The sequence below is a fragment of the Mesorhizobium sp. C089B genome, from assembly GCF_030323125.1.
Classification (GTDB): domain Bacteria; phylum Pseudomonadota; class Alphaproteobacteria; order Rhizobiales; family Rhizobiaceae; genus Mesorhizobium.
Genome location: NZ_CP100469.1, coordinates 4,267,911 through 4,292,753, shown reverse-complemented (window position 1 = coordinate 4,292,753; position 24,843 = coordinate 4,267,911). Strand labels below are relative to the sequence as shown.

22 protein-coding genes, 1 tRNA gene and 1 pseudogene are annotated in these 24,843 nt (G+C 64.3%); 18 read left to right on the top strand and 6 right to left on the bottom strand.

What is annotated here, in order from left to right; translation table 11 throughout:
* Nucleotides 1-18: 18 nt before the first annotated feature.
* Nucleotides 19-174, top strand: a complete 156-nt coding sequence (locus NLY44_RS21220; protein ID WP_023670454.1) for a hypothetical protein — start codon at nucleotides 19-21, stop codon at nucleotides 172-174.
* Nucleotides 175-344: 170 nt separating this feature from the next.
* Nucleotides 345-1,304 (top strand): LLM class flavin-dependent oxidoreductase, encoded by a 960-nt coding sequence (locus NLY44_RS21215; RefSeq protein ID WP_023732922.1) that lies wholly within the window; start codon nucleotides 345-347, stop codon nucleotides 1,302-1,304.
* A 195-nt stretch (nucleotides 1,305-1,499) separates the two neighbouring features.
* Here NLY44_RS21215 and NLY44_RS21210 read toward each other — a convergent pair whose 3' ends face one another.
* Nucleotides 1,500-2,168 carry a cysteine hydrolase family protein gene (locus tag NLY44_RS21210; protein ID WP_023686098.1) on the bottom strand — a complete coding sequence of 223 codons (669 nt, stop codon included), beginning with the start codon at nucleotides 2,166-2,168 and terminating at the stop codon, nucleotides 1,500-1,502.
* A 325-nt stretch (nucleotides 2,169-2,493) separates the two neighbouring features.
* Between NLY44_RS21210 and exbB the strand changes: the two genes are divergently transcribed.
* From exbB to NLY44_RS21150, 12 genes are all read left to right on the top strand, one after another.
* Complete coding sequence (gene exbB / locus NLY44_RS21205; RefSeq protein WP_023806410.1) at nucleotides 2,494-3,483, top strand: tonB-system energizer ExbB; 990 nt, start codon at nucleotides 2,494-2,496, stop codon at nucleotides 3,481-3,483.
* A gap of 6 nt (nucleotides 3,484-3,489) precedes the next feature.
* Nucleotides 3,490-3,948, top strand: a complete 459-nt coding sequence (gene exbD / locus NLY44_RS21200) for a TonB system transport protein ExbD (protein WP_023710186.1) — start codon at nucleotides 3,490-3,492, stop codon at nucleotides 3,946-3,948.
* Nucleotides 3,945-4,904, top strand: coding sequence for an energy transducer TonB family protein (locus tag NLY44_RS21195; protein ID WP_023806409.1), 960 nt, complete (start codon nucleotides 3,945-3,947; stop codon nucleotides 4,902-4,904). The genes exbD and NLY44_RS21195 overlap by 4 nt, the downstream gene beginning before the upstream one ends.
* Before the next feature lie 171 nt (nucleotides 4,905-5,075).
* On the top strand, nucleotides 5,076-6,170 hold the full coding sequence (locus NLY44_RS21190; RefSeq protein ID WP_023693237.1) for a transporter substrate-binding protein: 1,095 nt from the start codon (nucleotides 5,076-5,078) through the stop codon (nucleotides 6,168-6,170).
* Complete coding sequence (locus NLY44_RS21185) at nucleotides 6,167-6,766, top strand: ANTAR domain-containing response regulator (RefSeq protein WP_023693236.1); 600 nt, start codon at nucleotides 6,167-6,169, stop codon at nucleotides 6,764-6,766. The genes NLY44_RS21190 and NLY44_RS21185 overlap by 4 nt, the downstream gene beginning before the upstream one ends.
* On the top strand, nucleotides 6,744-7,646 hold the full coding sequence (locus NLY44_RS21180) for an ABC transporter permease (RefSeq protein WP_023693235.1): 903 nt from the start codon (nucleotides 6,744-6,746) through the stop codon (nucleotides 7,644-7,646). The genes NLY44_RS21185 and NLY44_RS21180 overlap by 23 nt, the downstream gene beginning before the upstream one ends.
* 13 nt (nucleotides 7,647-7,659) lie before the next feature.
* The gene (locus tag NLY44_RS21175) at nucleotides 7,660-8,580 is read left to right on the top strand and encodes an ABC transporter permease (protein ID WP_023693234.1); all 921 of its coding nucleotides are present in this window, start codon (nucleotides 7,660-7,662) and stop codon (nucleotides 8,578-8,580) included.
* A 76-nt stretch (nucleotides 8,581-8,656) separates the two neighbouring features.
* Nucleotides 8,657-10,252 (top strand): ABC transporter substrate-binding protein, encoded by a 1,596-nt coding sequence (locus NLY44_RS21170; protein WP_460221783.1) that lies wholly within the window; start codon nucleotides 8,657-8,659, stop codon nucleotides 10,250-10,252.
* Nucleotides 10,242-11,186, top strand: a complete 945-nt coding sequence (locus NLY44_RS21165; protein ID WP_023806408.1) for an acetamidase/formamidase family protein — start codon at nucleotides 10,242-10,244, stop codon at nucleotides 11,184-11,186. The genes NLY44_RS21170 and NLY44_RS21165 overlap by 11 nt, the downstream gene beginning before the upstream one ends.
* Before the next feature lie 187 nt (nucleotides 11,187-11,373).
* Entirely contained in the window at nucleotides 11,374-13,155 is a 1,782-nt protein-coding gene (locus tag NLY44_RS21160; RefSeq protein ID WP_023688826.1) for an ABC transporter ATP-binding protein, read from the top strand.
* 128 nt (nucleotides 13,156-13,283) lie between these two features.
* Nucleotides 13,284-14,234, top strand: a complete 951-nt coding sequence (locus NLY44_RS21155; protein WP_031202804.1) for a hypothetical protein — start codon at nucleotides 13,284-13,286, stop codon at nucleotides 14,232-14,234.
* A gap of 49 nt (nucleotides 14,235-14,283) precedes the next feature.
* Nucleotides 14,284-15,495 carry a hypothetical protein gene (locus NLY44_RS21150; protein ID WP_023688828.1) on the top strand — a complete coding sequence of 404 codons (1,212 nt, stop codon included), beginning with the start codon at nucleotides 14,284-14,286 and terminating at the stop codon, nucleotides 15,493-15,495.
* A gap of 48 nt (nucleotides 15,496-15,543) precedes the next feature.
* On the opposite strand, the pseudogene NLY44_RS21145 reads toward NLY44_RS21150, so the two are convergent.
* From NLY44_RS21145 to NLY44_RS21135, 3 genes and pseudogenes are all read right to left on the bottom strand, one after another.
* Nucleotides 15,544-18,929, bottom strand: a pseudogene (locus NLY44_RS21145) (acyl-[ACP]--phospholipid O-acyltransferase).
* Between the two features lie 130 nt (nucleotides 18,930-19,059).
* Nucleotides 19,060-19,347: a YiaA/YiaB family inner membrane protein gene (locus tag NLY44_RS21140; RefSeq protein WP_023806406.1), complete on the bottom strand. Its 288-nt coding sequence runs from the start codon at nucleotides 19,345-19,347 to the stop codon at nucleotides 19,060-19,062.
* A gap of 65 nt (nucleotides 19,348-19,412) precedes the next feature.
* Nucleotides 19,413-20,099, bottom strand: coding sequence for a PspA/IM30 family protein (locus NLY44_RS21135; protein WP_023806405.1), 687 nt, complete (start codon nucleotides 20,097-20,099; stop codon nucleotides 19,413-19,415).
* A gap of 108 nt (nucleotides 20,100-20,207) precedes the next feature.
* Between NLY44_RS21135 and NLY44_RS21130 the strand changes: the two genes are divergently transcribed.
* The gene (locus tag NLY44_RS21130; RefSeq protein ID WP_023806404.1) at nucleotides 20,208-20,816 is read left to right on the top strand and encodes a TetR/AcrR family transcriptional regulator; all 609 of its coding nucleotides are present in this window, start codon (nucleotides 20,208-20,210) and stop codon (nucleotides 20,814-20,816) included.
* A gap of 105 nt (nucleotides 20,817-20,921) precedes the next feature.
* On the top strand, nucleotides 20,922-22,886 hold the full coding sequence (locus NLY44_RS21125) for an acyltransferase family protein (RefSeq protein WP_032905199.1): 1,965 nt from the start codon (nucleotides 20,922-20,924) through the stop codon (nucleotides 22,884-22,886).
* Nucleotides 22,887-22,987: 101 nt separating this feature from the next.
* Here the strand turns inward: NLY44_RS21125 and NLY44_RS21120 are convergent.
* Nucleotides 22,988-23,063, bottom strand: a tRNA-Ala gene (locus tag NLY44_RS21120).
* A gap of 148 nt (nucleotides 23,064-23,211) precedes the next feature.
* Here NLY44_RS21120 and NLY44_RS21115 point away from each other — a divergent pair.
* Nucleotides 23,212-23,502 carry a YggT family protein gene (locus NLY44_RS21115; RefSeq protein ID WP_023668602.1) on the top strand — a complete coding sequence of 97 codons (291 nt, stop codon included), beginning with the start codon at nucleotides 23,212-23,214 and terminating at the stop codon, nucleotides 23,500-23,502.
* A 13-nt stretch (nucleotides 23,503-23,515) separates the two neighbouring features.
* A complete protein-coding gene (locus NLY44_RS21110; protein WP_023715892.1) occupies nucleotides 23,516-23,827 on the top strand; it encodes a DUF167 family protein in 312 nt (103 codons plus the stop codon).
* Between the two features lie 110 nt (nucleotides 23,828-23,937).
* On the opposite strand, the gene NLY44_RS21105 is transcribed toward NLY44_RS21110, so the two are convergent.
* A complete protein-coding gene (locus NLY44_RS21105; RefSeq protein ID WP_023668604.1) occupies nucleotides 23,938-24,819 on the bottom strand; it encodes a MurR/RpiR family transcriptional regulator in 882 nt (293 codons plus the stop codon).
* Nucleotides 24,820-24,843: the final 24 nt, after the last annotated feature.

Below are 24,843 nucleotides of genomic sequence, written 5' to 3'. Positions count from 1 at the left end.
CGCAACACGGAGGTCGATATGTCCTATATCCAGAACGCCGAGACGGACCGCACCAGCCAGAGGCTGGCCAATAGCCAGGCTTTCCGCCCGGCCTATGCCGGCGCCTTCGCCTATCTCGTCTTTGCCCTTGCGTTCGTGTTCACCGGGGCAGTCGTGCTCGGCTTGATTCCCTGACCCGTTCAGGCCGAAGGGTGGCGACCTATCGCTTTCAGTGAGTGACCGGAGTTGATGAACCGAATGCGGATGCGCTTTGGCGCTGACCGCTTGTTTTTACGCATGTCGTCGTCTCAAAAACCGGGGCCACTTTTGGGCGACATACATCCAACGTGATGGAGGAGATGGCAATGCCGATCGAGTTCACGCATGTTCCCGGTAAAACGCATGCCGCCGACGCCGGTTCGGCCGTTCCGTTCTTCTATGATTTCGTCGAGACGGCGACAAAGCTGTCGCTGATCGAGGATTCCGGCTTCCAGAACATCGTCGTCGACGACCCGGCCGGGCTGTTGACCAATATGGACATCGCCGCCCAGGCGCTGGACCGCACCTCGTCGCTGGAAGTGGTGCTGACGCACTGGGCCGGCGTGATCGCGCCTGCGGTTGCGGCGCGGCAACTGGCGGCGCTCGACGCCAGGAGCGGCGGCCGGCTGGCGCTGAGGATGCTGAGCGAGCCGCTGGATGACGACGATGCCGAGACGCGTCCGGTCGGCCACACCGTGGTCTGGCAGCGCATCGACGAATATCTGGTGCTGCTGAAGCGGCTGTGGTCGAACGACCGGCCCTTCGACCATGAAGGTGCGTTCTACAGCATCAAGGGTGGCTATGTGCCGCGCAAGGGGCCGCATGGCGTCGATATCACCATCCGCATGGGTGGCCAGTCCGGCACGGCGCTGAAGGTCGCCGGCCGCCATGCCGACGTCTTCGAGCTGGCGCCTGGTTCGCCCGACGAGATCCGCCAGCTGATGGAACGGGCGCGCAGCGCCGCCGCCGAGCATGGCCGCGCCGGCAAGCTGCGTTTTGCGCTTCCGGTCCGGGTCCGCTCGGAGGGTGGCGCCTCTACCGTCGGACACAAGGCGGTCGAACTTTCCGGACCACCGGCGCAGATCGCCCTGTCGCTGCTGTCCTATGCGGCGCTGGGCATCAGCGAGTTCATGATCGTTGGCGTCGACAGGCCGCGCGAGATCGCCGGCGTCGGCCGCGAGACGATCGCGCTCTTGCGTAATTCGCTGGCACGCCGTGAGGCGGAGGTGCCGCAGCCCGGCGCGTTTGCCTCGCGGGGCGGGTCGGATATTCACGCAGCTGGGTAGCGAGATCGCGATCGGGAACGCCGGCGGGGACAGCACCCCCCTCTGTCCTGCCGGACATCTCCCCCTCAAAGGGGAAGATTGGCAGCTTGAGCGCCGGCTCTCAACGTTGGTAATTGGCGAAAGCCGACGTGATGTCTGATCGCCCTCCTTGCGGGGGATGCCCGGCAGGGCAGAGGGGTGCTGTCCCGCCAGCGTCTAATCACCACTCAGCACTGCCAGCGCCTCCAACACCGCGTCAGATTCCGTCAGCGTACCAAATACCCCGTCCTCCACCGTCACCATATGCAGCGCCGCGTCATGCGCGTATTGGTCGCCGCTGGCGCAGGCATCGGCGATGGTCAGGCACTGGAAATTGCGGTCGCAGGCCTCGCGCAGCGTCGTGTGCACGCAGACATCGGTCGTGCAGCCGGAAAAGATCAGATGGGTGATGCCGCGTGCGCGCAGCACAAGTTCCAGGTCGGTGTAGGTGAAGGCGCTGTTGCAGGTCTTGTCGACGATGATGTCGTGCGGCGCGACGTCGATGTCGGCGACGATCTGAAAGCCGGGGCCGGAGCGCAGCAGCACGTCGGTGCCTTCGAGACCCGCCCGCTTGCGGCGCCATCTCTCGTACGGCGTCATGTCGGCCATGTCGCCGCGATATCCCTGCCTGGTGTGAATGATGGTGAGGCCGGCCGCGCGTGCCGCTGATATCAGTCGGTTGACTGTCGGCAGGATGGCGCGCAGCGGCGCGGGGTCATAACCCTTCCTGGCGAAATAGCCGGTCGGCGAGAGGAAATCCTCCTGCAGGTCGATGACCAGCAACGCGGTGTTTGCCGGCACCAGCCGGCCGTCATAGGGGAAATCGAACGGTATCGCCTTGATCATCGCAGCCTGCCTCAATTGCTGCCCGGTATCGTGGCCCAGCAACCCTGCGGCCGTCCATCCCTCAGTGCGACGACACCAGGTAGACCGACGCCAGGACGATGTGCCGCTGAGACATCGCGCCGATAATCGTTGGCCAAAAAAGCCATCTTGTTTGTTGACTAGTAAACTCATGTTTTATAGTCAAGCAGGGCACTCGGCCGCCTGAATTGTTTCCAGCGGCTGTGCCGCGTTTGAGAGAAGCCAGAACCAGTGGCTGGATTTCCGGGGTCGACATTCCGTCACCGACCAGCCGATCGTACGTGCAATGACGAAGCGAGGAAGAAGCGTGTCCAGAAATGGTTTGTTGGCGGCGCTGGCCGCGGTCATGCTGTCGGCCGGCAGCGCTGCTGCGCAAGAGCAGCCAAACACGCAGCCCAGGGTGACGACGGAACCCGCTGCAGCTGCCCGGTCGGCGGCCCAGCCTTCCCCGGTCGCAGTCGAACGGCCCGCACCGGCTGCGCCTGTCGCGCCGGCTTCGCCAACTGCCGGGCAGGCGGCGCCGACCGCGCCACAGCCGGCAACCCAGCCCGGTGCATCCGCGCAGGCCGAGCCTTCGGCAATATCGCTGACGCTGCCGCACGATCTGTCGCCCTGGGGCATGTTCATGGCCGCCGACATCATCGTCAAGGCGGTGATGATCGGGTTGGCCTTCGCCTCGCTGGTCACCTGGACGGTGTGGCTGGCCAAATCGCTGGAGATTCTCTTCGGCAAGCTCGGCGCCCGTCGCGCTGCGCGCGCCATCGGCAATGCCGCCACGCTGCGCCAGGCCGGGCGCGCGCTTGGCAACAGTGGCGGCCCCGGTGCGCTTTTGGTGCGGGCGGCCGAGGAAGAGACTGCCCTTTCGGCCGGTGCGCTCGGCCATGTCACCGGCGACGGGCTGAAGGAACGCGTGACGTCGCGCCTGTCGCGCATCGAAGCGGCGGCGGCGCGGCGCATGTCGCGCGGCACCGGCGTGCTGGCGACGATCGGCTCGACGGCGCCCTTCGTGGGCTTGTTCGGCACCGTCTGGGGCATCATGAAAGCGTTCATCGGCATCTCGCAGGCGCAGACCACCAACCTCGCGGTCGTCGCGCCCGGCATCGCCGAGGCGCTGCTCGCCACGGCGATGGGCCTGGTCGCGGCCATTCCCGCGGTGGTCATCTACAACGTCTTTGCGCGGTCGATAGCCGGCTACCGGCAGCTCCTTGCCGATGCCTCGGCCGGGGTCGAGCGGCTGGTCAGCCGCGATCTCGATTTCCGCACGGTGCCGCAGGCGCCCGCGCTGGCGGCGGAGTGATGGGCTATGGCGGCTAGAATTCGCGAGGCTATCGATGGCGATCTCGAGGAAAACCACGAGATCAATGTCACCCCGTTCATCGATGTCATCCTGGTGCTGCTGATCATCTTCATGGTCGCTGCACCCTTGGCGACAGTCGACGTCAATGTCGATCTGCCGGGTTCGACGGCGACGCCAGCACCCCGGCCGGAAACGCCGCTGTTCCTGACCCTGAAGGACGATCTGACGCTCGCGATCGGCAATGACAGCGTGCCGCGCCAGGCTTTCGCCGCGGTGCTCGACGGCAGAACCAAGGGCGACAAGCAGACCCGCATCTTCCTGCGTGCCGACAAGGCGGTCGGTTATGGCGAGCTGATGGAGGTGATGAACCTGCTGCGCGGCGCTGGTTATCTGAAGATCGCGCTGGTGGGGCTGGAGACGGTGCCGGCGGACGCATCCGCGGCGCACCGGGGCGCCGCCCCGTGACGCAACTGGCCGCCGCCGCACCCGCGGCCGACCCGCCACGCGCCGGCCTGCGCGAAATTGGCTTGTGGGCGGCTGCGGCCATTGTCATTGTCGGCGCGCATGTCGCGATCGCCTATGCCGTCCAGAGCTTCAGCCTGGCCAACATGGCCGATGGCGGCCCGCCGCCGGCTGTGGCTATCGAGCTGTCGCCGCTGATGGTGGCGCCGGCGGTGCAGGAGGACTCGATGGCCGACGTGGTGACGCCTGAGCCGCCGAACCAGATCGAGGAGGCGGTTGCCGAACTGAAGCCCGTCGTGGAGCCCGAGCCCGGTCAGCCGGGGCCGGTCGCCGAGAAGACGGAAGCGGTTCAACCCGCCGCTCCGATCGAGACGGCAGCGGCCGAGCAGCCCGATCAATCGCCGCCGCTGGATGAGGTGGTGCCCGACATCGTCCCGACCATAGCGCCGGATGTGGTCATTCCGCCGCCCCAGACCAAGCCGGCGGAGACCAAGCCGGCGGAGACCAAGCCGATCGAGAAGGCGAAGAAGGCTGCCGAAAAACCCAAGCCGAAAGCAAAGAAAGAGAAGAAGGAAAAGGCCGCGCCGGCGAAAGCGGTCGTGACCGCCAGTGTCGATCAAAAGGCAGCGGCGAAGGCGTCGGCGCCGAAGGCTTCGCAATCGAGTGGATCATCAGTCAGTGCAAGCAAATGGAACTCCCAGCTGATCGGATGGATCAATCGGCACAAGCGCTACCCGAGCGCGGCAAGGTCGCGGCGCGCCGTGGGTACCGCAAATGTGACCTTCGTCGTCAGCGCTTCGGGCAAGGTGACCTCCGTCCGGCTGACCCGATCTTCGGGGGACGCCGATCTCGATCGCGCCGCGCTCGGCATTCTGCAGGGTGCGACGGTGCCCGCGCCACCGCCTGAGAAGGCCGGTACGGCTGTCGTGGCGCCTTTGATGTTCACGCTGCGGAACTAGAAGCAGCCGGACAAGGCCGATCCCATGACCACGTACTTTCCCGCTTGACTGACCCGCCGGACCGAATACGCTAGCGCAAAATACCGGCCTTGGTCGCCGGGCGGCAAATATGCCTCGTATGCCTCGCCCTCCGGCGCTGGCTGCGGGGCATTGTCATTTCTGAGGATCGGTTTGAAACGGCGTATCGAGATCGGCATCCTGTATTCCCGCTCGGGCAGCTACCAGTTGGTCTCCGATGCGTGCCGGATGGGCGCCACGCGCGCCATCGCCGACATCAATGCCGATCGGAGCTATGGCATCGAACTGGTTCCGGTCGAGCGCGATCCGCAAAGTAATGCCGATCGCTACGCGACTTTGTGCGAGGACATTTTCAGGACCAGCAGCGCGCGCCATGTCGTCGGTTGCGTCACCTCGTGGAGCCGCAAGGAAACCATCCCGGTGCTGGAGAAGGCCGGCGGCATGCTCTGGTATGCCTGCCCCTATGAAGGGTTCGAGGCCAACGAGCATGTCGTCTACATGCACGCCTGCCCCAACCAGCATCTGGTTCCGCTGATGGCGCATGTCGTGCCGCGTTTCGGCGCCAACGGCTTCCTGCTCGGCTCGAACTACATTTGGGGCTGGGAGATGAACCGCGTGGCGCGCGACCTGATCGCGGATGCCGGCGGCAAAGTGCTGGGCGAGCGCTATCTGCGCATCGGCGAGACCGACGTGTCGCGGTTGATCGCGGAAATCCGGGCGACGAGGCCGAGCTTCATCCTCAACAATCTGATCGGCACCTCGTCGTATGCCTTCCTGGCGGCTTACCGCGAGTTGGGCGATGAGGATGCGGCATTCAGGCCGGAAAACTGCCCCGTCATCTCCTGCAACCTCACGGAAGGCGAGTTGCCGGCGATCGGCGAGACAGGGAAAGGGCATCTGTCGGTCGGGCCCTATTTCGCGCCCCGGCCGGCTGCCTTCGCTTCGTCCTTCGAGGCCTCCGCCTATGCCTCGGTGCAGGTGATGGCCGACGTGCTGTCGCGCAACACTGATGCCGGCCCGGCGGAATTTTCCAAGGCCTTCGCCGAGCGGCGCTTCTCCACCCGGCTCGGGCCGATCGCCATCGACGCCCACTCCCAGCACGCGACGCTGCCAGTGATCATCGGCCGGATCGCCGATGGCTTCTTCGAGGTCGTCAGCCAGGAGGATGAGGTCGCGCCGGATCCCTATCTGTCGCGCTACGACCCCGCCAAGACATTCGGCCGTCCGCGTCTGAGGGTGGTGTCATGACGCGGACGCGCATCCCCAATCTCGGCGGCGCGCGGGCTTTCATCCTGCATCGCCCGCATCCGACGGTGCAGGCCATCACCAGGCAATTGTCGGCCATCGGCCTGGCTACGATCGACTGCTGGCCGGAATTGCCGCCGGAAGCTCTCGCCGCCGATTTCGTCTTCTTCGATGCCGATCTCGGTTTCGACGAGCAGTTCCCGTGGGAAGCCGGTGAGGCGCCGATGCCGCTGGTGGCGCTGATCGGTTCCGAGGCGCCGGGGCGTATCGAATGGGCGCTGTCGCACAAGGCCGATGCGCAGCTGCTGAAGCCGGTCGGCAATGCCGGTGTGTACAGCGCATTGCTGATCGCAAGGCAGAGCTTCGAGGCACGCAAGCATTTAGCCGGCGAGATAGCGTCGCTGCGCCAGCGCGTCGCCGAGCGCCAGACCATTGTGCGCGCGGTGACGGCGCTGTCGAAAGGCAGCGATGACGAGCGTGCCTATGCACAACTGCGATCGCTGGCGATGAGCTGGCAGATCAGCGTCGAGGATGCCGCGCGCAGGATCGTGGCAATGACGGATGAGGAAGGCGGCGATGACCAGTCCCATCGCGCCTGATCTCCCGGTACGCATGCCGGCAAAACCGCGCGCCGGCGTCTGGCGTCGGCTGGTCAAACGCCGCCTGGCGCTGCTCGGGCTGGTCATCGTCGCCATTGTTGTCGCCGGCGCCGTGCTGGCGCCCCGGCTGACCGGCTACGATCCCAACGAGCAGATGTTCGACGGCCTGACCATCGAGGGCTCGCCGCTGCCGCCCAGCGCCCAGTATTGGCTCGGCACCGACCTGCTCGGACGTGACCTCTTGACCCGCATCCTCTACGGCGCCCGCACCTCGCTGATCATCGGCATCGTCGCCAATGGCGTGGCGCTTTTGATCGGCACTTTGGTGGGCGTCACCGCAGGCTATTTCCGCGGCTGGATCGGCAGTGCGCTGATGCGCTTCACCGATCTGATGATGGCGTTCCCGGCGCTGCTGCTCGCCATCTGCCTGGCGGCAGTGTTTCAGCCGAGTCTGTGGATCGTCGCCATGGTCATCGCGCTGGTCAACTGGGTGCAGACGGCGCGTGTCATCTACACCGAGACCTCATCGCTGGCCGAGCGCGAGTTCATCGATGCCGAGCGCAGCATCGGGGCGAGTGCGCCGCGCATCCTATTTCGCCACATCCTGCCGCATCTGCTGCCGACCATCATCGTCTGGGGCACGCTCGGCATCTCGACCACGGTTCTGCTCGAGGCGACGCTTTCCTTCCTCGGCATCGGTGTGCAGCCGCCGACCGCGTCGTGGGGCAACATCATTTTCGAGAACCAGACCTATTTCCAGGCCGCGCCCTGGCTGGTGTTCTTCCCCGGCGCCGCAATCCTCGCGTTGGCGCTGGCCTTCAATCTGATCGGCGACGCGTTGCGCGACATCCTCGATCCGACGCAAAGGGGCCGGGAATAATGGGGGGCCGGTCATGATCGCCTATCTCGGCCGCCGGCTGATCCAGTCGCTGCTCATCCTGCTTGGCGTCTCGCTGATCACTTTTGCGCTGCTCTACCTCTTGCCGGCCGACCCGGTGCGGCAGATCGCCGGCCGCAGTGCCACGCCGCAGACGGTGGAAAACATCCGCCAGCAACTCGGCCTCGACCAGCCTTTCGTGGTCCAGTACTGGCACTATCTGACGAAGCTACTCAGCGGCGATCTCGGCCGCTCCTACATCCAGCGCTCGGAGGTCACCGAACTCATCGTCTCGCGGCTGCCGGCCAGCCTGCTTTTGATGGTCGGCGCCATCCTTTGCGAATTGCTGATCGGGCTCTCGATGGGGCTGATCGCCGCCGTCAAGCGCGGCTCCGCCACCGACCAGACCCTGATGGTGGCCTCCTTCGTCGGCGTCTCGGCGCCGCAATTCGTCGTCGGCTTGTTGCTGCTCTACGTCTTTGCCGTGCGGCTAAGCTGGTTTCCGATCGGCGGCTACGGCACATGGCGCCATCTGGTGCTGCCGTCGCTGACCATGGGCATACTCGGCGCCGGCTGGTACGCGCGCATGATGCGCTCGTCGATGATTGACGTCCTGCGCCAGGATTATGTCCGCACGGCGCGGGCCAAGGGCCTGGCGCGCAGCGCCATCATATTCCGCCACGCACTGCCGAATGCCATCCTGCCGGTCATCGCCATGATCGGCATCGACATCGGCATCTTCATGGGCGGCATCGTCGTCGTCGAAAGCGTGTTCGGCTGGCCGGGTATCGGTCAGCTGGCGTGGCAGGCGATCCAGCGCGTCGACATTCCGATCATCATGGGCGTCACGCTGGTCTCGGCCTTCGCCATCGTGCTCGGCAATCTGCTCGCCGACATCATCGCGCCGTTCATCGATCCCCGCATCAAGCTCAGATGAAAATGAAACAGAGAAAGGGAACACAACAATGAAAAAGTTTCTCGCATCCACAGTCGCGGCATCGGCCTTGGCCCTCATGCTCGGCATGACAAGCGTCCGCGCCGAAGACACGGTCGATCCCAACGCCAAGCAAGGCGGCGCCATCACCATCACCTACAAGGACGATGTTGCGACCCTCGATCCGGCGATCGGCTATGACTGGCAGAACTGGTCGATGATCAAGAGCCTGTTCGATGGGCTGATGGATTACGAGCCGGGCACCACCAATTTGAAGCCCGATCTGGCAGAAAGCTACGAGATTTCGCCCGACGGCCAGACCTTCACCTTCAAGCTGCGCCATGGCGTGAAATTCCACAATGGCCGCGAGATGACGGCCGACGACGTGAAATATTCGCTCGACCGCGTCACCAATCCGAAGACGCAGAGCCCCGGCGCCGGCTTCTTCGGCTCGATCAAGGGCTATGACGATGTCGCCGCCGGCAAGGCCGAAGGCCTGTCCGGTGTCACCGTCGTCGACCCCTACACGGTCAAGTTCGAACTGACCCGGCCCGACGCCACCTTCCTGCATGTCATGGCCATCAATTTCGCCCATGTCGTGCCGAAGGAAGAGGTCGAGAAATATGGCGCCGATTTCGGCAAGCATCCGGTCGGCACCGGCGCCTTCAAGCTCGCCGAGTGGACGCTGGGACAGCGCATCGTCTTCGAGCGCAATGCGGACTATTGGCACAAGGGCCTGCCGCATCTCGACAAGATCACCTTCGAGATCGGCCAGGAGCCGATCGTGGCGCTGCTGCGCTTGCAGAAGGGCGAGATCGATGTTCCCGGCGACGGCATTCCGCCGGCCAAGTTCCAGGAGGTGATGGCCGATCCCGAGCAGAAGGCGCGTGTCGTCGAAGGCGGTCAGCTGCACACCGGCTACGTCACCATGAACACCACCATGGCGCCGTTCGACAATGTTAAGGTGCGTCAGGCCGTCAACATGGCGCTCAACAAGGCGCGCATCATCCAGATCATCAACGGCCGCGCCGTGCCGGCCAACCAGCCGCTGCCGCCGTCGATGCCGGGCTACGACAAGGACTACAAGGGTTATCCCTATGACGTAGCCAAAGCCAAGGCGCTGCTGGCCGAGGCCGGTCATGCCGATGGTTTCGACACGCAGCTGTTCGCCATGAACACCGATCCCAACCCGCGCATTGCCCAAGCGATCCAGCAGGACCTGGCGGCGATCGGCATCAAGGCCAGCATCCAGTCGCTGGCGCAGGCCAATGTCATCGCCGCCGGCGGTGACAAGGCCGGCGCGCCGATGATCTGGTCGGGCGGCATGGCCTGGATCGCCGACTTCCCCGATCCGTCGAATTTCTACGGCCCGATCCTCGGCTGCGCCGGCGCGGTGCCCGGCGGCTGGAACTGGTCGTGGTATTGCAACAAGGATCTCGACGCCAAGGCGGCCGAGGCGGATTCGGTGGTCGACCCGGCAAAGGCCGGCGAACGCGACAAGATGTGGAGCGCCATCTACGACAAGGTGATGGAAGACGCGCCCTGGGCGCCGGTCTTCAACGAACAGCGCTTCACCATGAAATCCGCGCGCATGGGCGGCGCCGACAACCTCTATGTCGACCCGGTCCATATCCCGATCAACTACGACAATGTGTACGTAAAAGATGTGCAATAACTGCGACTACACCATCCATGGGCGCCACCACCATTTCGGCTGGGACAATTCCTTTGTCCCGGCCGAGCGGGTGGCGCCCGGCGCGACCATCGAGTTCCAGTGCCTCGATGCCGCTGGCGGCCAGCTGAACGCCGACAGCACGGTCGCCGAAATCGTCAAGCTCGACTTCGCCGGGGTCAACCCGGTGACCGGGCCGATCTTCGTCGAGGGCGCCGAGCCGGGTGACGCGCTCAAGGTGACGATCGAGATGTTCAAACCGTCCGGCTTCGGTTGGACGGCGAACATTCCCGGTTTCGGCCTGCTCGCCGATGACTTCACGGAACCGGCGCTGAACATCTGGAAATACGATGCAGCCGCGCTCGAACCGGCGCTGTTCGGGAAAAACGCGCGCGTGCCACTGAAGCCGTTCGCCGGCACCATCGGCAATGCGCCGGCTGAGATGGGGCTTCACTCGGTGGTGCCGCCACGGCGGGTCGGCGGCAATCTCGACATCCGCGATCTCGCTGCCGGCACGACGCTCTATCTGCCGGTTGAGGTGGCCGGCGCGCTGTTCTCGGTCGGCGATACGCACGCCGCACAAGGCGATGGCGAGGTCTGCGGCACGGCGATCGAGAGCCCGATGGACGTCGTGCTCAAGCTCGACCTTGTCAAGGACGCCAGGCTGAAGACGCCGCGCTTCACCACGCCGGGCCCGGTGACGCGCCATCTCGATGCCAAGGGTTACGAGGTGACGACGGGGATTGGGCCGGATCTGATGGCGGGCGCGAAGGAGGCGGTGGCGCAGATGGTCGATCTGCTCGCTGGGCGTTACCAGATCGATCCGGTCGAGGCCTATATGCTGGCCTCGGTGTGTGGTGATCTGCGCATCAGCGAGATCGTCGACATGCCGAACTGGGTGGTGTCGTTCTATTTTCCGCGTTGCGTGTTTGAATGATGTCAGGTCGGCGCTGCACCCCCACCCCGCTGCTTCGCAGCGACCCTCCCCATAAGGGGGAGGGTAAAGCGCTGCCGCCCTACCTCCCCCTTGTGGGGAGGTCGGACCGGACGTCCGGGTGGGGGTCAGCGCCAAGGTTTGTGCGAATGGTGCGACGGAACCAATCCGTCGCAGGGCTCCACCCACAATGACCCTCGCCGACACCCCCGTCCTCTCCATCGCCAACCTCTCCGTCAGCGTGCGCGGCGAGGACGGCGAGCGCGATGTCGTCTCCAACCTGTCGCTGACGCTGGCGCGCGGCGAGACGCTCTGCATTGCCGGCGAATCCGGCTCCGGCAAGTCGATGACCGCGCTGGCGATCATGCAGCTTTTGCCGCAGCCGGCGGCGCGCATATCGTCAGGCATGATCCGTCTTCGGGATGGGAATCGGGGCGACACCGACCTAGCAACCCTCGACGAACGCCAGATGCGGCGCATTCGCGGCGACCGCATCGCCATGATCTTCCAGGAGCCGATGACCTCGCTCAATCCGGTGCTGTCGATCGGCCGGCAACTGACCGAATCCATCGAAGCGCATACCAGCCTGTCGTCGGCGCAAGCCCGCCAGCGCGCGATCGAGGCGTTGAAGGCGGTGCGCATTTCGGAGGCGGAAAGCCGGCTAAAGCAGTTTCCGCACGAACTCTCCGGCGGCATGCGCCAGCGGGTGATGATCGCCATGGCGCTGGCGCTCGAGCCCGACGTGCTGATCGCCGATGAGCCGACGACGGCGCTCGACGTCACCGTGCAAGGCGAAGTGCTGGAGCTGTTGCGCGACCTGCAGCGCCAGCATGGCACCAGCGTCATCCTGATCACCCACGATATGGGCGTGGTTGCCGAAATGGCCGACCGGGTCATCGTCATGCGCGACGGCCGCATGGTCGAAGAAGGCACGACATCGGATATTTTTGCCCGCCCGCAGGCCGACTATACGCGCGAACTGCTGGCTGCCGTGCCGCGCATCGGCAGTGGTGTCGGTCGACAGAAATCCAGGGATGCGATTGACGTCTTGGAGCCGGCCAATGTCGCCGAGGTCAACGACCTGCATGTCCGCTTCGATCTGCGTGGCGGCATCTTTGGCCAGGTCACCCGCCGCGTCCACGCCGTCGAGGGCGTCAGCTTCTCGATCGCGCCCAACGAAACGCTCGCTCTGGTCGGCGAATCCGGCTGCGGCAAGTCGACCACCGCCAAGGCGCTGGCCGGACTGGCGCCGTATAGCGGCGACATCGTCATTGGCGGGCGCAATCTCTCCGGTCTTGGCCGCGACGAACGCAAGGCGGTGCGCCGTGACGTCCAGATGATTTTCCAGGATCCCTTCGCCTCGCTCGATCCGCGCATGCGCGTCGGCGACCTCGTTGCCGAGCCGCTGGTGATCCATGGCATCGCTTCGAAGGACGAGCGCCGGGAACGGGTGGCGGCGCTGTTCGAGCGTGTCGGCCTGTCGGCCGAACAGATGGAGCTTTACCCGCACGAATTCTCCGGTGGCCAGCGCCAGCGCGTCTGCATCGCCCGAGCGCTGGCGCTACGACCAAAACTGATCATCGCTGACGAAAGCGTCTCCGCGCTCGACGTCTCGGTGCAGGCGCGTGTGCTCGATTTGCTGAAGGAATTGCAGCGCGAATTCGGCGTCGCCTATCTCTTCATCTCGCACGACATGGCGGTGGTCGAGAACATTTCCGACCGCGTTGCCGTCATGTATCTCGGCCAGATCGTCGAGATGGGCACGCGCGACCAGGTGTTTTCCAACCCGCGCCATCCCTACACCAGGCGGCTGATCGACGCCGTGCCGGTGCCCGATCCGGCGCAGCGCAGAACGCGCTTCGCGCGCCTCGACCAGGAAATCCCGAGCGCCACCCGCAGGATCGGGGAGGCGCCGCTGAAGCTGGCGCTGAACGATGTCGGCGGCGGCCATCTGGTTGCTGCGGAAAGCTGAGCCCGCACTGGCTGGCAGCTGTTCTTTTACTTTGTTGAGTACAACCAAGAACTGCCGTCTCGGGTTTACCGCGTCTTAGGTGGACGGCGGCCACTATACGGTCGGAGTTCTTGCCAAGGGGAAAAATAGTGCTCAAGGCGGTTCTGCAGCTGCTGCCGGGTCGGTTCATGGATGTGCGCATGCGCGTATCCGCCGACTACGAGACGCGCGTCGTGGAGCGGCCCGGGCGCTGGATGAAGGCTGCCGAACTGGAGCAGCTGAGCAGCGATCTGCGGCTGGTAGCGTCCAAGACACTGAAGTTCGGCAGCCTGACCTATGGCGTGTTTTCCGGCGACCGCAGCCGGCTGGAACATTCCATCATCACCATTGTCTACCGGCGCAGCGACCGGCAGCCGATCGCCTTCAACGCGCTGGCGCTGATGGAGATATCGCTCGCCGGCAAGCCCTATGAAGTCTTGCACCTCGGTCTGGTCATGATCGATCCCGACGAGCGCAGCCGCGGGCTGAGCTGGATCCTTTACGGCCTGACCTGCTTCCTGATGTTTTTGCGCAATCAACTGCGGCCGATCTGGATTTCCAATGTCACCCAGGTACCCGCTGTCGTCGGCATGGTCGCGGAGGCGTTCAGCAATGTGTTCCCAGGACCGCATGCCGGCGCGCGCCGCTCGCTTACCCATGTGCTTCTGGCGCGGCAGATCATGGCGCGCCATCGCCATGTCTTCGGTGTCGGCCCCGAAGCTGGTTTCGACGAAGAGCGCTTCGTCATCACCAACGCCTATACGGGCGGCTCGGACGATCTGAAGAAGACCTTCGACGGGGCGGCCAAGCACCGCGTCGAGACCTTTAACGAGTTCTGCCGCAAGGAACTCGACTACACGCGCGGCGATGATGTGCTGCAGATCGGCCAGATGAGCTTTCAGTCGGCGCGCACCTATCTCGCCGACGCGGTTCCGCGCGGCTCGCTTGCCGCCCTTGCGGTAGCAGGTGCGGCGGCCACGCTGCAGCGGCTGGTTTTGCCGGTGGTACACTGGGCGGATAGCAGCCGCCAATGGAATGTGCTGAGACCATGGACACGCTGATGGCTTCATCCGTGATGATGCCTGGGTGTGAGCTGATGGGCGCTGACCGATGAACCTCGACGACACGCTCGTGGCCGACACCATCACCTCGCTGGCGGCGCTGTTCGGGCTGCTGATCGTGATATCGGTCGTCGGCGGGCGCGACACCGGCGATCCGCTGTCGCGGCGTTTTCTGTTCGGTTTGCGGGTGCTGACGGTTCTGCTCGCCTGCCGCATCCTCGACTGGACTACCGGCCTCGCACTCTTCCGCTTCGTCACCATCGCGGCGGCGGGCCTGCTGCCGCTGGCCGCACTGCTGCTGACCGAAGGCCTGCTACGCCGGCACGCGCCGTTTGCGCTAAAGTTCTTTGCCGCCGGCGGCGCCCTGCTGTTTCTACTGCTGGCGCCGATCCCGGAACGCTTTGCCGAGCCATGGCGGATGGCGGTACTACTTGCCTTCCAGTTCGGAGGTTTTCTCGCCATCGGCTGGCTGGTGATGACGCGCGATCGCGACAGCCTGTCGGCGGCCGAAAACCGCACGGTCGAGCGCATGGCGCTGTCGCTGCTGTTGATCATTCCGTTCATGGTCACCGACTACCGGCCCGGCCTGTTCGAAGTGCCGGTTCGGCTTGGCGGCATCGCCATCCTGTTCCTGTGCTGGCTGACGATCGGCCTTGGACGCGCCAGCCTCGGCCATCGCGACACGATCGGCGCCTTTACCGTGATTACGCTGAGCTCGGTTTTCGCCGGGCTGGCGCTGGGCGGCATCGACGATCTCGGCTGGCGCGGCAGTGTGCAGGGCGTGGTGATCGTGCTGTCGGCGACGCTGCTGGCAGTCATCTACAATGACAGCGTCAGCCTCACCGCGGAGAAGCGCCGCGACTCGTTGCTGAAGCATATGGCCGAGGGCGACCTCACCGATTCGGCGCGCTTCCTGCGCGGCCTGCAGAGCCATATTCTTGTCGACGGTGCGCTGATCCTGCCGGCAGCCGACCTCGGTGATTTCGACCTGAAGGTGCTGGCCCGTGCACTGGAGCAGGAGCCCGTGCGCTCGCTCGCCGATACGCAGCCGGGGGCGCCAGTCGACCAGGATACACGCGAGCAGCTGGCATGGCTGTTCGAGAAATTTGAGGCGACCCATGTGCTGCTGGCGACGCTCGAGCCGTTGACCGTGGTGGCGCTCAACATGCCGGCGCTGGCATCGTCGCCGGGCGTGGAAATGGAGCTGCGGGCAGTCCAGCGCATGGCGATGCTGATCTCGCAGCGGCATGCGAAGGGTTGATCATACTGAACGGGCCGGCTCTTGCGTCGGCCCGTTGCCGTAGCCGGGTCAGGCGGCCTTGGTCTTCAAGGCCTCTTCGTCGCGCACCATTTTTGTCACGGCGGCGAAGTCGAGCTTGCCGGAGCCAAGGACCGGTACCTTTGAGACCACCCGCACTTCGGCCGGGACCATCAGGTCCATGGCGCCGTTGGCCTTGGCGTAGGCGAGGAATTCCGCTCGTGTGGCGCCAGATGCCTCGGTGATGAGGATCAGCTTTTCGCCCTTGCGCGCGTCGGGCACTGTGGCGACCGCCGACAGCGAGCCCTTCCACAATTCGCCGGCCAGCGCTTCGACAGCGGCGAGCGAGATCATCTCGCCGCCGATCTTGGCGAAGCGCTTGGCGCGGCCGCGAATGGTGATGAAGCCGCCTTCGTCGATAGCGACGACGTCGCCCGTATCATGCCAGCCGTCCTCGAGCGGTTCGAGCACGCCGGGCTTCTCGGCCCGGAGATAACCGGCCATGACATTGGGGCCGCGCACGAACAGCCGGCCGCCTTCGTCGACGCCGGGGACCGGATCGAGGCGGTATTCCATGCCGGGCATGATCTTGCCGACGGTTCCAGAGCGATTGTACATCGGCGTGTTGATGGAGATCACCGGCGCCGTCTCGGTGACGCCGTAGCCCTCGAGGATGCGTAGGCCGAACTTCTCCATATACGTCATGCGCGTCGCTGTCTTGACCGGTTCCGCGCCGGCAAAACAGTAGCGTATCGAGCGGAAGTCGTAGGGGTGCGCGGTGCGCGCGTAGCCGGAGAGGAAGGTGTCGGTGCCGAAGATGATCGTCGCGTTCGAGCCGTAGATCAGTTCCGGCACGAGGCGGTAGTGCAGCGGCGAGGGGTAGAAATAGACCGGCACGCCGGAGATCAACGGCAGCACCGTGCCCGCGGTCATGCCGAAGGAGTGGAAGATCGGCAGCACGTTGAACACCTTGTCGCCCGAATGGAAGTCGATACGCGACGCCGCCTGGGCGGCGTTGGCCAGGATGTTGCGGTGCGTCAGAACGACGCCCTTCGGCGTACCTTCCGAACCCGAGGTGAACAGGATCACCGCCGCATCGCCGGGCTTGCGTTTCGCGCGCGGCGTCGACTTGCGCAGCAAGCCGAGCAGCTTATCCTTGAGACTGATGGTCTTTCTGAGATCGTCGAGCCACACGATGTCGACCGAGCGACCGAGTTCCTCGACTACAGCGCCGAGCTTTGCCTGTTCGACGAACGCGCGGGACGTCAGCACGGTGCGGACTTCGGCGGCCTTGCAAGCGGACAGAATATTGGCAGCACCTGCGGTGAAGTTCATCATCGCCGGAACCTTGCCGGCGGACATGACGCCGAGCAGTGTCGCGCAAGAGCCGTTGGCGTTGGGCAGCATGATGCCCAGCGTCTGCTGGTCGGCATAAAGGTTCTGGAACTTCTCACCAAGCACGGCGGCAGCCGTGAGCAGCTTGCTGTAGCTGAGAGAACCGGTGGCCGGATCCTGAACTGCGAGCTGTTTCATGCCGCGTTCGTTCGCCGTCTCGATGATCTTTTCAAGTACGGTCTTGTCGATGTCCTGGGTGCGGAAAACGAGATCCGACATCACCTGGTAGAGCGCGGAACCCGCCGCGGCGCGGCGCTTGCGGCCCTTCAGCTCTTGCGGCACCTCGAGCTTGACCGGTTCCAGAATGGTCACCTTGACCTTCGGGAACAGGCGGCGGCGCACATGCTGCGAGCTCAGCCGCGAGAAGTAGGTCTTCTCCAGCCCGTTGATGCGCACCGGCACAACCATCGAGCCGGTCTTGTCGGCAACCATGGCGGCGCCGTCATAGACCTTCATCAGGCCGCCGGTCACGGTGATGCGTCCCTCCGGGAAGATCACCAGCGGGTCGCCGCCCTGCACGATCTTGATCAGCGTGCGGGTCGACATCGGCTTGGCCGGGTTGAGCGGCAAAGCGCGGGCAAGTTTCATGAACGGCTTCATCCACCAGGCCTGGGCAATGGTGTAGTCGATGGCGAAGACCGGTTCCTCATCGGTCAGCGTCAAGGCGAGCGGACCGTCGAGGAAGCTGACATGGTTGAGCGCCAGGATCGGCGCCTTGCCGGCCGCCTTGAGGTTTTCCATGCCCTCGACTTCGAGGCGCAGGAAAGCGCGGAACAGGATGGAGACGAAGTCACGGAAGGGGTTCGTCGGCAAATATTTCAGCATCAGCCAGGCGGCAATCGCATTGGCCGCGACGAGGCCGAACAGGATGCCGCCGGTCGAGACCTTCGTCTGGATCAGGGCCATGATGATGCCGCCGCCAGTCATGAAGCCGGCATTGACGATACTGACGGCGGCGACGACCCGGGCGCGCCGCGCTTCGGGCGACCAGGCCTGCACGGCGGCGAAGGTCGGCACCACCAGGAAAGCGGCTGCAATGGCCATGCCGGCGAGGTCGATGGCGACGCGGATCGTGTTTGGGCCGGCGAAGAATGCGCCAAGGGTTTCCGCCTGGGGCGACGGCGTCATGCCGGAGATGGTCCAGGCGAGATGCAGGCCGAACAGGGCGAGCAGCGCCGTGCCGACCGGTGCCGGCAACAGCACGATGCGGCCCTGCGACATCCAGGCGGCGATGGCCGAACCGATGGCGATCGAGACGGCGAACACGGCGAGGTAGACGGTGACGGCCATTTCGTTGCCGCCGAGCGAATCCTTGATCAGGACCGGCAGGAGCGAGAGCACGATGGCGCCGATCAGCCAGAACCACGACGTCATCAGGCCGGCGCGCCAGATGCGCGTGTCGGTGCGCAATTCGGCGACCTGGCGCCAGGTCGAGCGGAAGATGTTCTTGTCGATGACAAGGTCGGGCGCCGCCGAACCGGTGGACGGGATGTAGCGGCTGACGAGCCAGCAACCGACGGCGAGCGCCATCATGATCGGTCCGAACACCGCGACGCCGATGCCATCGGCGGAAACGACGCCGCCGGCTATGGTGCCGCCGAGAATCGCGGCAAACGTGGCTGACTCGATCCAGGCGTTGGCCTTGGGCAGTTCCTTGCGTTCGAGGTGATCGGGCAGGATTCCGTATTTGATCGGTCCGAACAGCGCCGAGATAACGCCGAACATCAACAGCGCCGTCATCAGCACGGGAATGGACGACAGGGCGATGCCGACGACGGAGACACCCGCCGCGGCGATCTCGGCGAATTTTAGACGCTTGGCTATGAGAGCCTTGTCGAAGCGGTCGGCGAGCTCGCCGCCGAGCGCCGACAGGAGCAGGAAGGGGCCATGAAGACGGCGCCCGCCAAGGTGACCAGTGATGCCGCCTGGTCCGCCGCCAGCGTGAACAGAATAAGGAACACCAGCGTGTTCTTGAGGAAATTATCGTTGAAGGCGGACAGGAACTGCGTCCAGAACAAGGGCGCAAAGCGCCTGGACGTCATCAGATGAGCTGTCGGTCGGTTGATCGGGGCGATTTCCATAGCGGCGACTTCCATTGGGCATGACCGATTAAAATCCTGGCTGGATTGATCAGCGGTCTTGCGCGTTGAGCCTTGTTTAGCGGGAACCCGGTTACACTTCGTTAGTGCGGCTGACATCCATCAGCAACTTCTCGGTCTTGGCGTCTTCCAGCCGGTTGATGAAGCGGCTTGCCTCTTCCGAGTCGCGCAGCGTCTTGGTGATGGTGATCGAGGTGTGCACGAGCATGATGGCGGCCATCGCATAAAACCCCTTGGCGGCGAAGCTCGCCTCCATGAAGTAGATGCCGCCGGCCATCATTGTGGTGGCAACGGCGAAACTGGCCATGGTGAAGGTCTTCCAGGCGCTTGAGTCCTTGGGGGAATAGGTGTTCGGGGTCATCGATATGGTCCTTTCGTTTCAAGGTTAGGTTGGTTGGGCGTGGGTCTGTTTCAGGCTGGATACAATCAGGCCGGCTTGGTCATGGTCTTCGTGAGCCGTTCGAGCACGGCGTCGGCGCTGCTTCTCAGCGGCGCGCCGCAGCCGGCGGCCGCAAGCTTCTCTGAGACCGCGGCAGGATCGCCCGACTGTTCCATCTCGGCCATGGCGGCCGCGGTGGCGTCGATCTGCTTTTGCCTGGTGCGCAGGCGCAGCAGCGTCTCCTCGGCGTCCCTGAGCGCCGACAGGCTGGAGCCGGGCGCGCTTTCTCGCAGGCGCTGGGTCGAGTCGACCGCGGCAACGATGCGCTGGCCGCGCTGCAATTCGCGCAGGCGCATTTCGGAGACGCGAATGATCCGCTTGAGACGCTCGATCTCGGTGCCGAAGCTCTTCTGCGCCTCGCTGGAGGCGTCGCGTTCGGCTTCCAGCATGGCGATGGTTTCGGCGGCTTCGCGGGCCAGTTCATTCTGTCCCTGCTCGATCGCGGCGATCGTGCGCTTCTCCAAATCGTCGATGCGGACGACCAGTTTCTTGAACTGCACGACTTCCTGTTCGTTCTGGGCGGTGGCAATGGCGACCGCCCGGCGGGCGGCGGCGATAGCGTCGGCGCAATCGCGGATCTGCTGGCGCAGGATCACCAGCGCGTTGCGGTCGACAACCGTCTCGGCGGCTTCATAGCTTCGGCCGCGGACGAGAGCAAAAAACTGTTTCAACATTCTCGTTTCTCCTCTATGAACGTTGTTCACGAATGCAACGTAACACATCGTGAACGGCGTTCAAGACAAAAATGAACGACGTTCATAAATTTCGTATAGGGAAGGTTAATGACCGCAAAACGGGACGCCAAACGCGAGGATCTCAAAGGCAGGCTGATCGAGGCCGCGCACGCGCGCATTCAAGCCTCGGGGCTCGCCGGCCTGCGCGCACGCGACATCACGGCCGATGCCGGCTGCGCGCTCGGCGCGCTCTACACCGCCTTCGCAGACCTCGACGAGCTCATCCTGCACGTCAACTCGATCACGCTGGCAAGACTTGGGGCGGCGTTGGAACAGGAGGCGACCGGCGCGGCCGAGCCAAGGGCCAAGCTGAGGGCTCTGGCCAAAGCCTATCTCTCTTTCGCGCGCGACAATCGCATGGCGTGGAAAGCGCTGTTCGAGCATCGCATGGCGCCAGGCGTGGCGGTGCCCGGATGGCATCTGGCCGAACATGCCGTGCTGATCCAGCATCTGGTCGAGCCGCTGGCCCAGCTGCTCCCGGCGCTGGACACGCCAGAGCTGCTGGCGCGGACCCGCACGCTGTTCTCCGCCGTGCATGGGATCGTCGCCATCTCGCTCGAAGACCGTTTCATTGGCCTGGCGTCCACCGATCTCGAAAGTGAGCTGCTGGGTTTCGTTGGCACGCTGGTGAGCGGACTGGAGACGGAAAGGGAATGAACTGCTGCGATCGGCTCTTGCCTCACGGCACTCTGCCCTTATGAAGATCGTGGCGCGGACTGGCCGGTTGATCCCAGGCCGGCTGAGACTGTTGGGGGATACCCGGTGACAATCGATCAGAACCGTCGGTTTCGACCCGAAATACAAGGGTTGCGCGGACTGGCCGTCGCTCTGGTGGTCGTCTTTCACCTGTGGCCCCATGCTCTTCCCGGCGGATATATCGGCGTCGACGTCTTTTTCGTCATCTCTGGCTATCTGATCACCGGGCTGCTGGCGCAGATGGCGCTGCGCGACGGTCGCGTCTCGCTGATCGAATTCTATTCGCGACGAATCCGCCGGCTCCTGCCAGCAGCGATCCTGGTGCTATTGGTGACGCTGCTCGGTACGCTGCTGTTCATTTCCAAGGCGCGCTGGGAGGAAACGGCCAACCAGATCCTGGCCAGCGCGCTCTATGTCGAGAACTGGCGTCTGGCCCACGAGGCAGTCAGCTATCTCGACGCCGACAATCTGCCGACGCCGGTGCAGCATTACTGGTCGCTTTCCATAGAAGAGCAGTTCTACATCGTCTGGCCGGTGCTCATGATCGGCGTGATCTGGCTGGCGCGGCGATGGCATCTCTCCTTGCGACGATGCTTGGCGACGACATTGTCGCTCGTTTTCCTGGCATCGCTGGCCGCCTCGGTCATCCTGACGAAAACGGATTCGGCACAGGCCTATTTCGTCAGCCATACACGCCTGTGGGAATTGGCGTTGGGCGGCCTGCTGGTGCTTGGCGAGCACCGGTTCCGCCTGGGCGCGGGTGCAAGCCGGGTGATGGCGCTTGCCGGCACCGCCGGCATCCTTGCCTCCGCTCTTCTGTTTTCAGCGGCGACACCGTTCCCTGGCCTCAGTGCGTTGCTGCCAACCTTGGCCACCGTGCTCATCATCCTGGCTGGCGAAGTCCAAGCCGGTCGGTTTCGTGGGCTCGATTTGTGGCCGCTTCGGTTCATCGGCGATAGGTCCTATTCGATCTATCTCTGGCATTGGCCGTTGATCACATTCTTCCTAGGACAGGGCTTTTCGCTGACCTTTGCCAGTGGTGCCGGCCTGATTGCGGTGACCCTGGTCCTGTCGGACCTGTCTTATCGCTATGTCGAACAACCCTACCGACAGGCCCAGGGCGGAGCGTGGTGGAAGCCGCTGGGATATGGCACCATCGCGGTGCTGGCATGCGTGGCGGCATCGGAGGGGCTGCTGCATTTCGTGACGACGCAACGCACCGACATTACGCTGATCGGCACGCCGGCCTATCCCGGGCCTGCCGCCTTGCTGACCGGCGCCGCGGTTCCGGACGATGTTGACCTCCTGCCGCCGCTGGCCAGGCTAAGGCGGGATGTGTCGAGGTTGTTCTCGGCGGGATGTCAGCAGAACCTCAAAGGCGCAAAACCGGTGGGATGCGTGCTGGGCGACCCCGCCGGCCCGAAAACCATCGTCCTCGTTGGCGATTCCCACGCTGCCCAATGGGGTCCAGCCTTGAACAAGATCGCCAGGGACCGCAAATTCAAACTGGTTTCTTTCTCGAAATCCGCCTGCGCATTCGCGCGTGCGCCTACCAAGTCGGACGGCAAACCGTATCCATCTTGCTACGAGTGGAGGGAGAAAGTGCTGGCTGAGGTTTTAAAGCTCAGGCCGCTCGCCGTCATCACCAGCCAGTCCAACGCCGGATCGGTTCCGGATGACCTGATGATCGAGGGGCTGCGCAATGTCTGGAGCGAACTGACCGAGGCAGGTTCGCAGATCATCGTCATCCGCAACACGCCCTTGATGCGATTCGAACCCGGCGATTGCCTGAGCGCCACGCCCGCAAAATGCTTCACCAAAAGAAGCGACGCCGAGCTCAACAACCTGTTGGCGCTTGCCGCGGAGGGTCAGAAAAACGTGCGCGTCGTCGATATGACTGACGCTTTGTGCGGACCGGAACTATGCCCGGCGGTCGTCGGCAATATGATCGTCTGGCGCGACACCGGTCATTTGACGGCCACCTATTCGCTTGCGCTCGCGCCTTATCTCGCCCCCAGGCTCGGCCTGTGACGCGATTCCCAAAGCGAAAGGGCCACGCGCTTTCCCAAGTTGCTCCAGCAGGCACAGAGTCAAGATATTTTTCGGGACGAGCAAGGAAATGGAAATTCCGCTGGTGGAGCTGAGGAGGATCGAACTCCTGACCTCGTCATTGCGAACGACGCGCTCTCCCAGCTGAGCTACAGCCCCGTCCAGCGGATGGCGCATTTATCGAAGGCTGCGGTTTCCTGTCAAGGCGGGGTTTTGCCGAATTCCCTTGTGCCCGGTGCTTGTAGGCGACCGGCCCTTGCCGGTTTCGCGCGCAATGGCTACATGTCGGCAACAATCGGAGACCGGCATGCTCGCCCTCATTCAAACAATCGTCATGGCGCTGGACCTATACTGGTGGGTCATCATCGCCTCGGCGATCTTTTCCTGGCTCTATGCGTTCAACGTCGTCAACTCGCGCAATCAATTTGTCGGCAGCATCGGCAACATGCTCTACCGGCTGACCGAGCCGGCGCTGCGGCCGATCCGTCGGTTCATGCCCGACCTCGGCGGCGTCGACATTTCGCCGATCATCCTGCTTCTGCTCCTGTTCTTTCTCAGGCAGCTCATTCTCACCACGATAGCGCCGCTGGTCCTGTGAGCCTGACGATGGCATGAGCGCGCCATTCCGCTTGCGCGTCGACGGCATCGACCTGTTTATCCGGCTGACACCGAAGTGTTCGGTGGACAGGCTCGAAGGCGTCGAGGTATCGGCCGACGGGCGCAGCCGTTTGAAGGCGCGCGTGCGCGCCGTGCCGGAGAATGGCGCGGCCAATGCGGCGCTGGAACGGCTGGCGGCCAAGGCGCTGGGCGTTCCGGCATCGGCCGTGTCGGTCATTGCAGGCGGCACGGCGCGGCTGAAGACGGTGCGTGTCGCGGGTGATCCGGCGGTGCTGGCGCAGCGTATCGGGGCGCTCAGCCGCTGATCGAAGATCCAGCGTTGCGGCATGCAGCCCCTTGATCTGTCGGCGGAACAGCGCCCCCCTCTGTCCTGCCGGACATCTCCCCCACGAGATTGGCAGCTTCCGCCCCGCTCTCAATCCCCCAGCGGCAATTTCGGATCGTCAACCTTCAGCGTGTTCACGCTCTGCTTGATGCGGCGCAGGTTTTCGAGAACCCTGGGTCCGCGCGTCTCGGCCACGGAGGTGACGATCATGTCGACGATCGAAAGCAGCGCGTAGCGCGACGAGGTCGGCTTGTAGATGTTGCCGTCTTCCAGCGACTGGAACTGGATAACGGTATCGGCGGCCTTGGCGAGCGCTGATTCCGGCGGGGTTACGGCGATGGTGCTGGCGCCATATTGCTGGGCCACCTGCACGGCGTCGATCACCGAGCGCGCATAGCCGGACACCGAGAACGCGATCAGCGTCGTCTCCGATGTGGCGACCGCGGCATACATGCGCTGCAATTGCCCGTCGATCTGCGCCAGCACCGGCACGCCCAGCCGAAACAGCCGGTTCTGCATCTCGGTCGCCATCATCGAGGAAATGCCGCCGGAGCCGATGCACAGCACATTGCCCGAACTGACGATGCGCGCGGCCACGCCCACCAGCGTCTTCATGTCGAGGTTTTCGCTGGCGCGCTGGATGGCGGCGATTGCCGCTTCGGTGATGGCCGACGCAATGCGCTGCTCGCGCGCGTCGCGGTTCAGCGGTTCGGGCGACAGATACTGGCCGCCAATGGCGATCGCCTGCGCCAGGTAGAATTTGAAATCGCGCAGACCCTCGCAGCCGAGATTGCGGCAGAAACGGGTGACCGTCGGCTCGCTGACGCCGACGCGCGCGGCAATTTCCGAGATTGCCGCCTTGGAGGCGAAGTCGAGATCGGTCAGCACGAGGCCGGCCAGGCGGCGGTCCGATTTGGTGCCGTCCTGCGACATCAGCTGCAGGCGCGTGATGATGTCGGCCGGCGTTTTCATTTCTGGGTTGTCGTCTTCATCGTG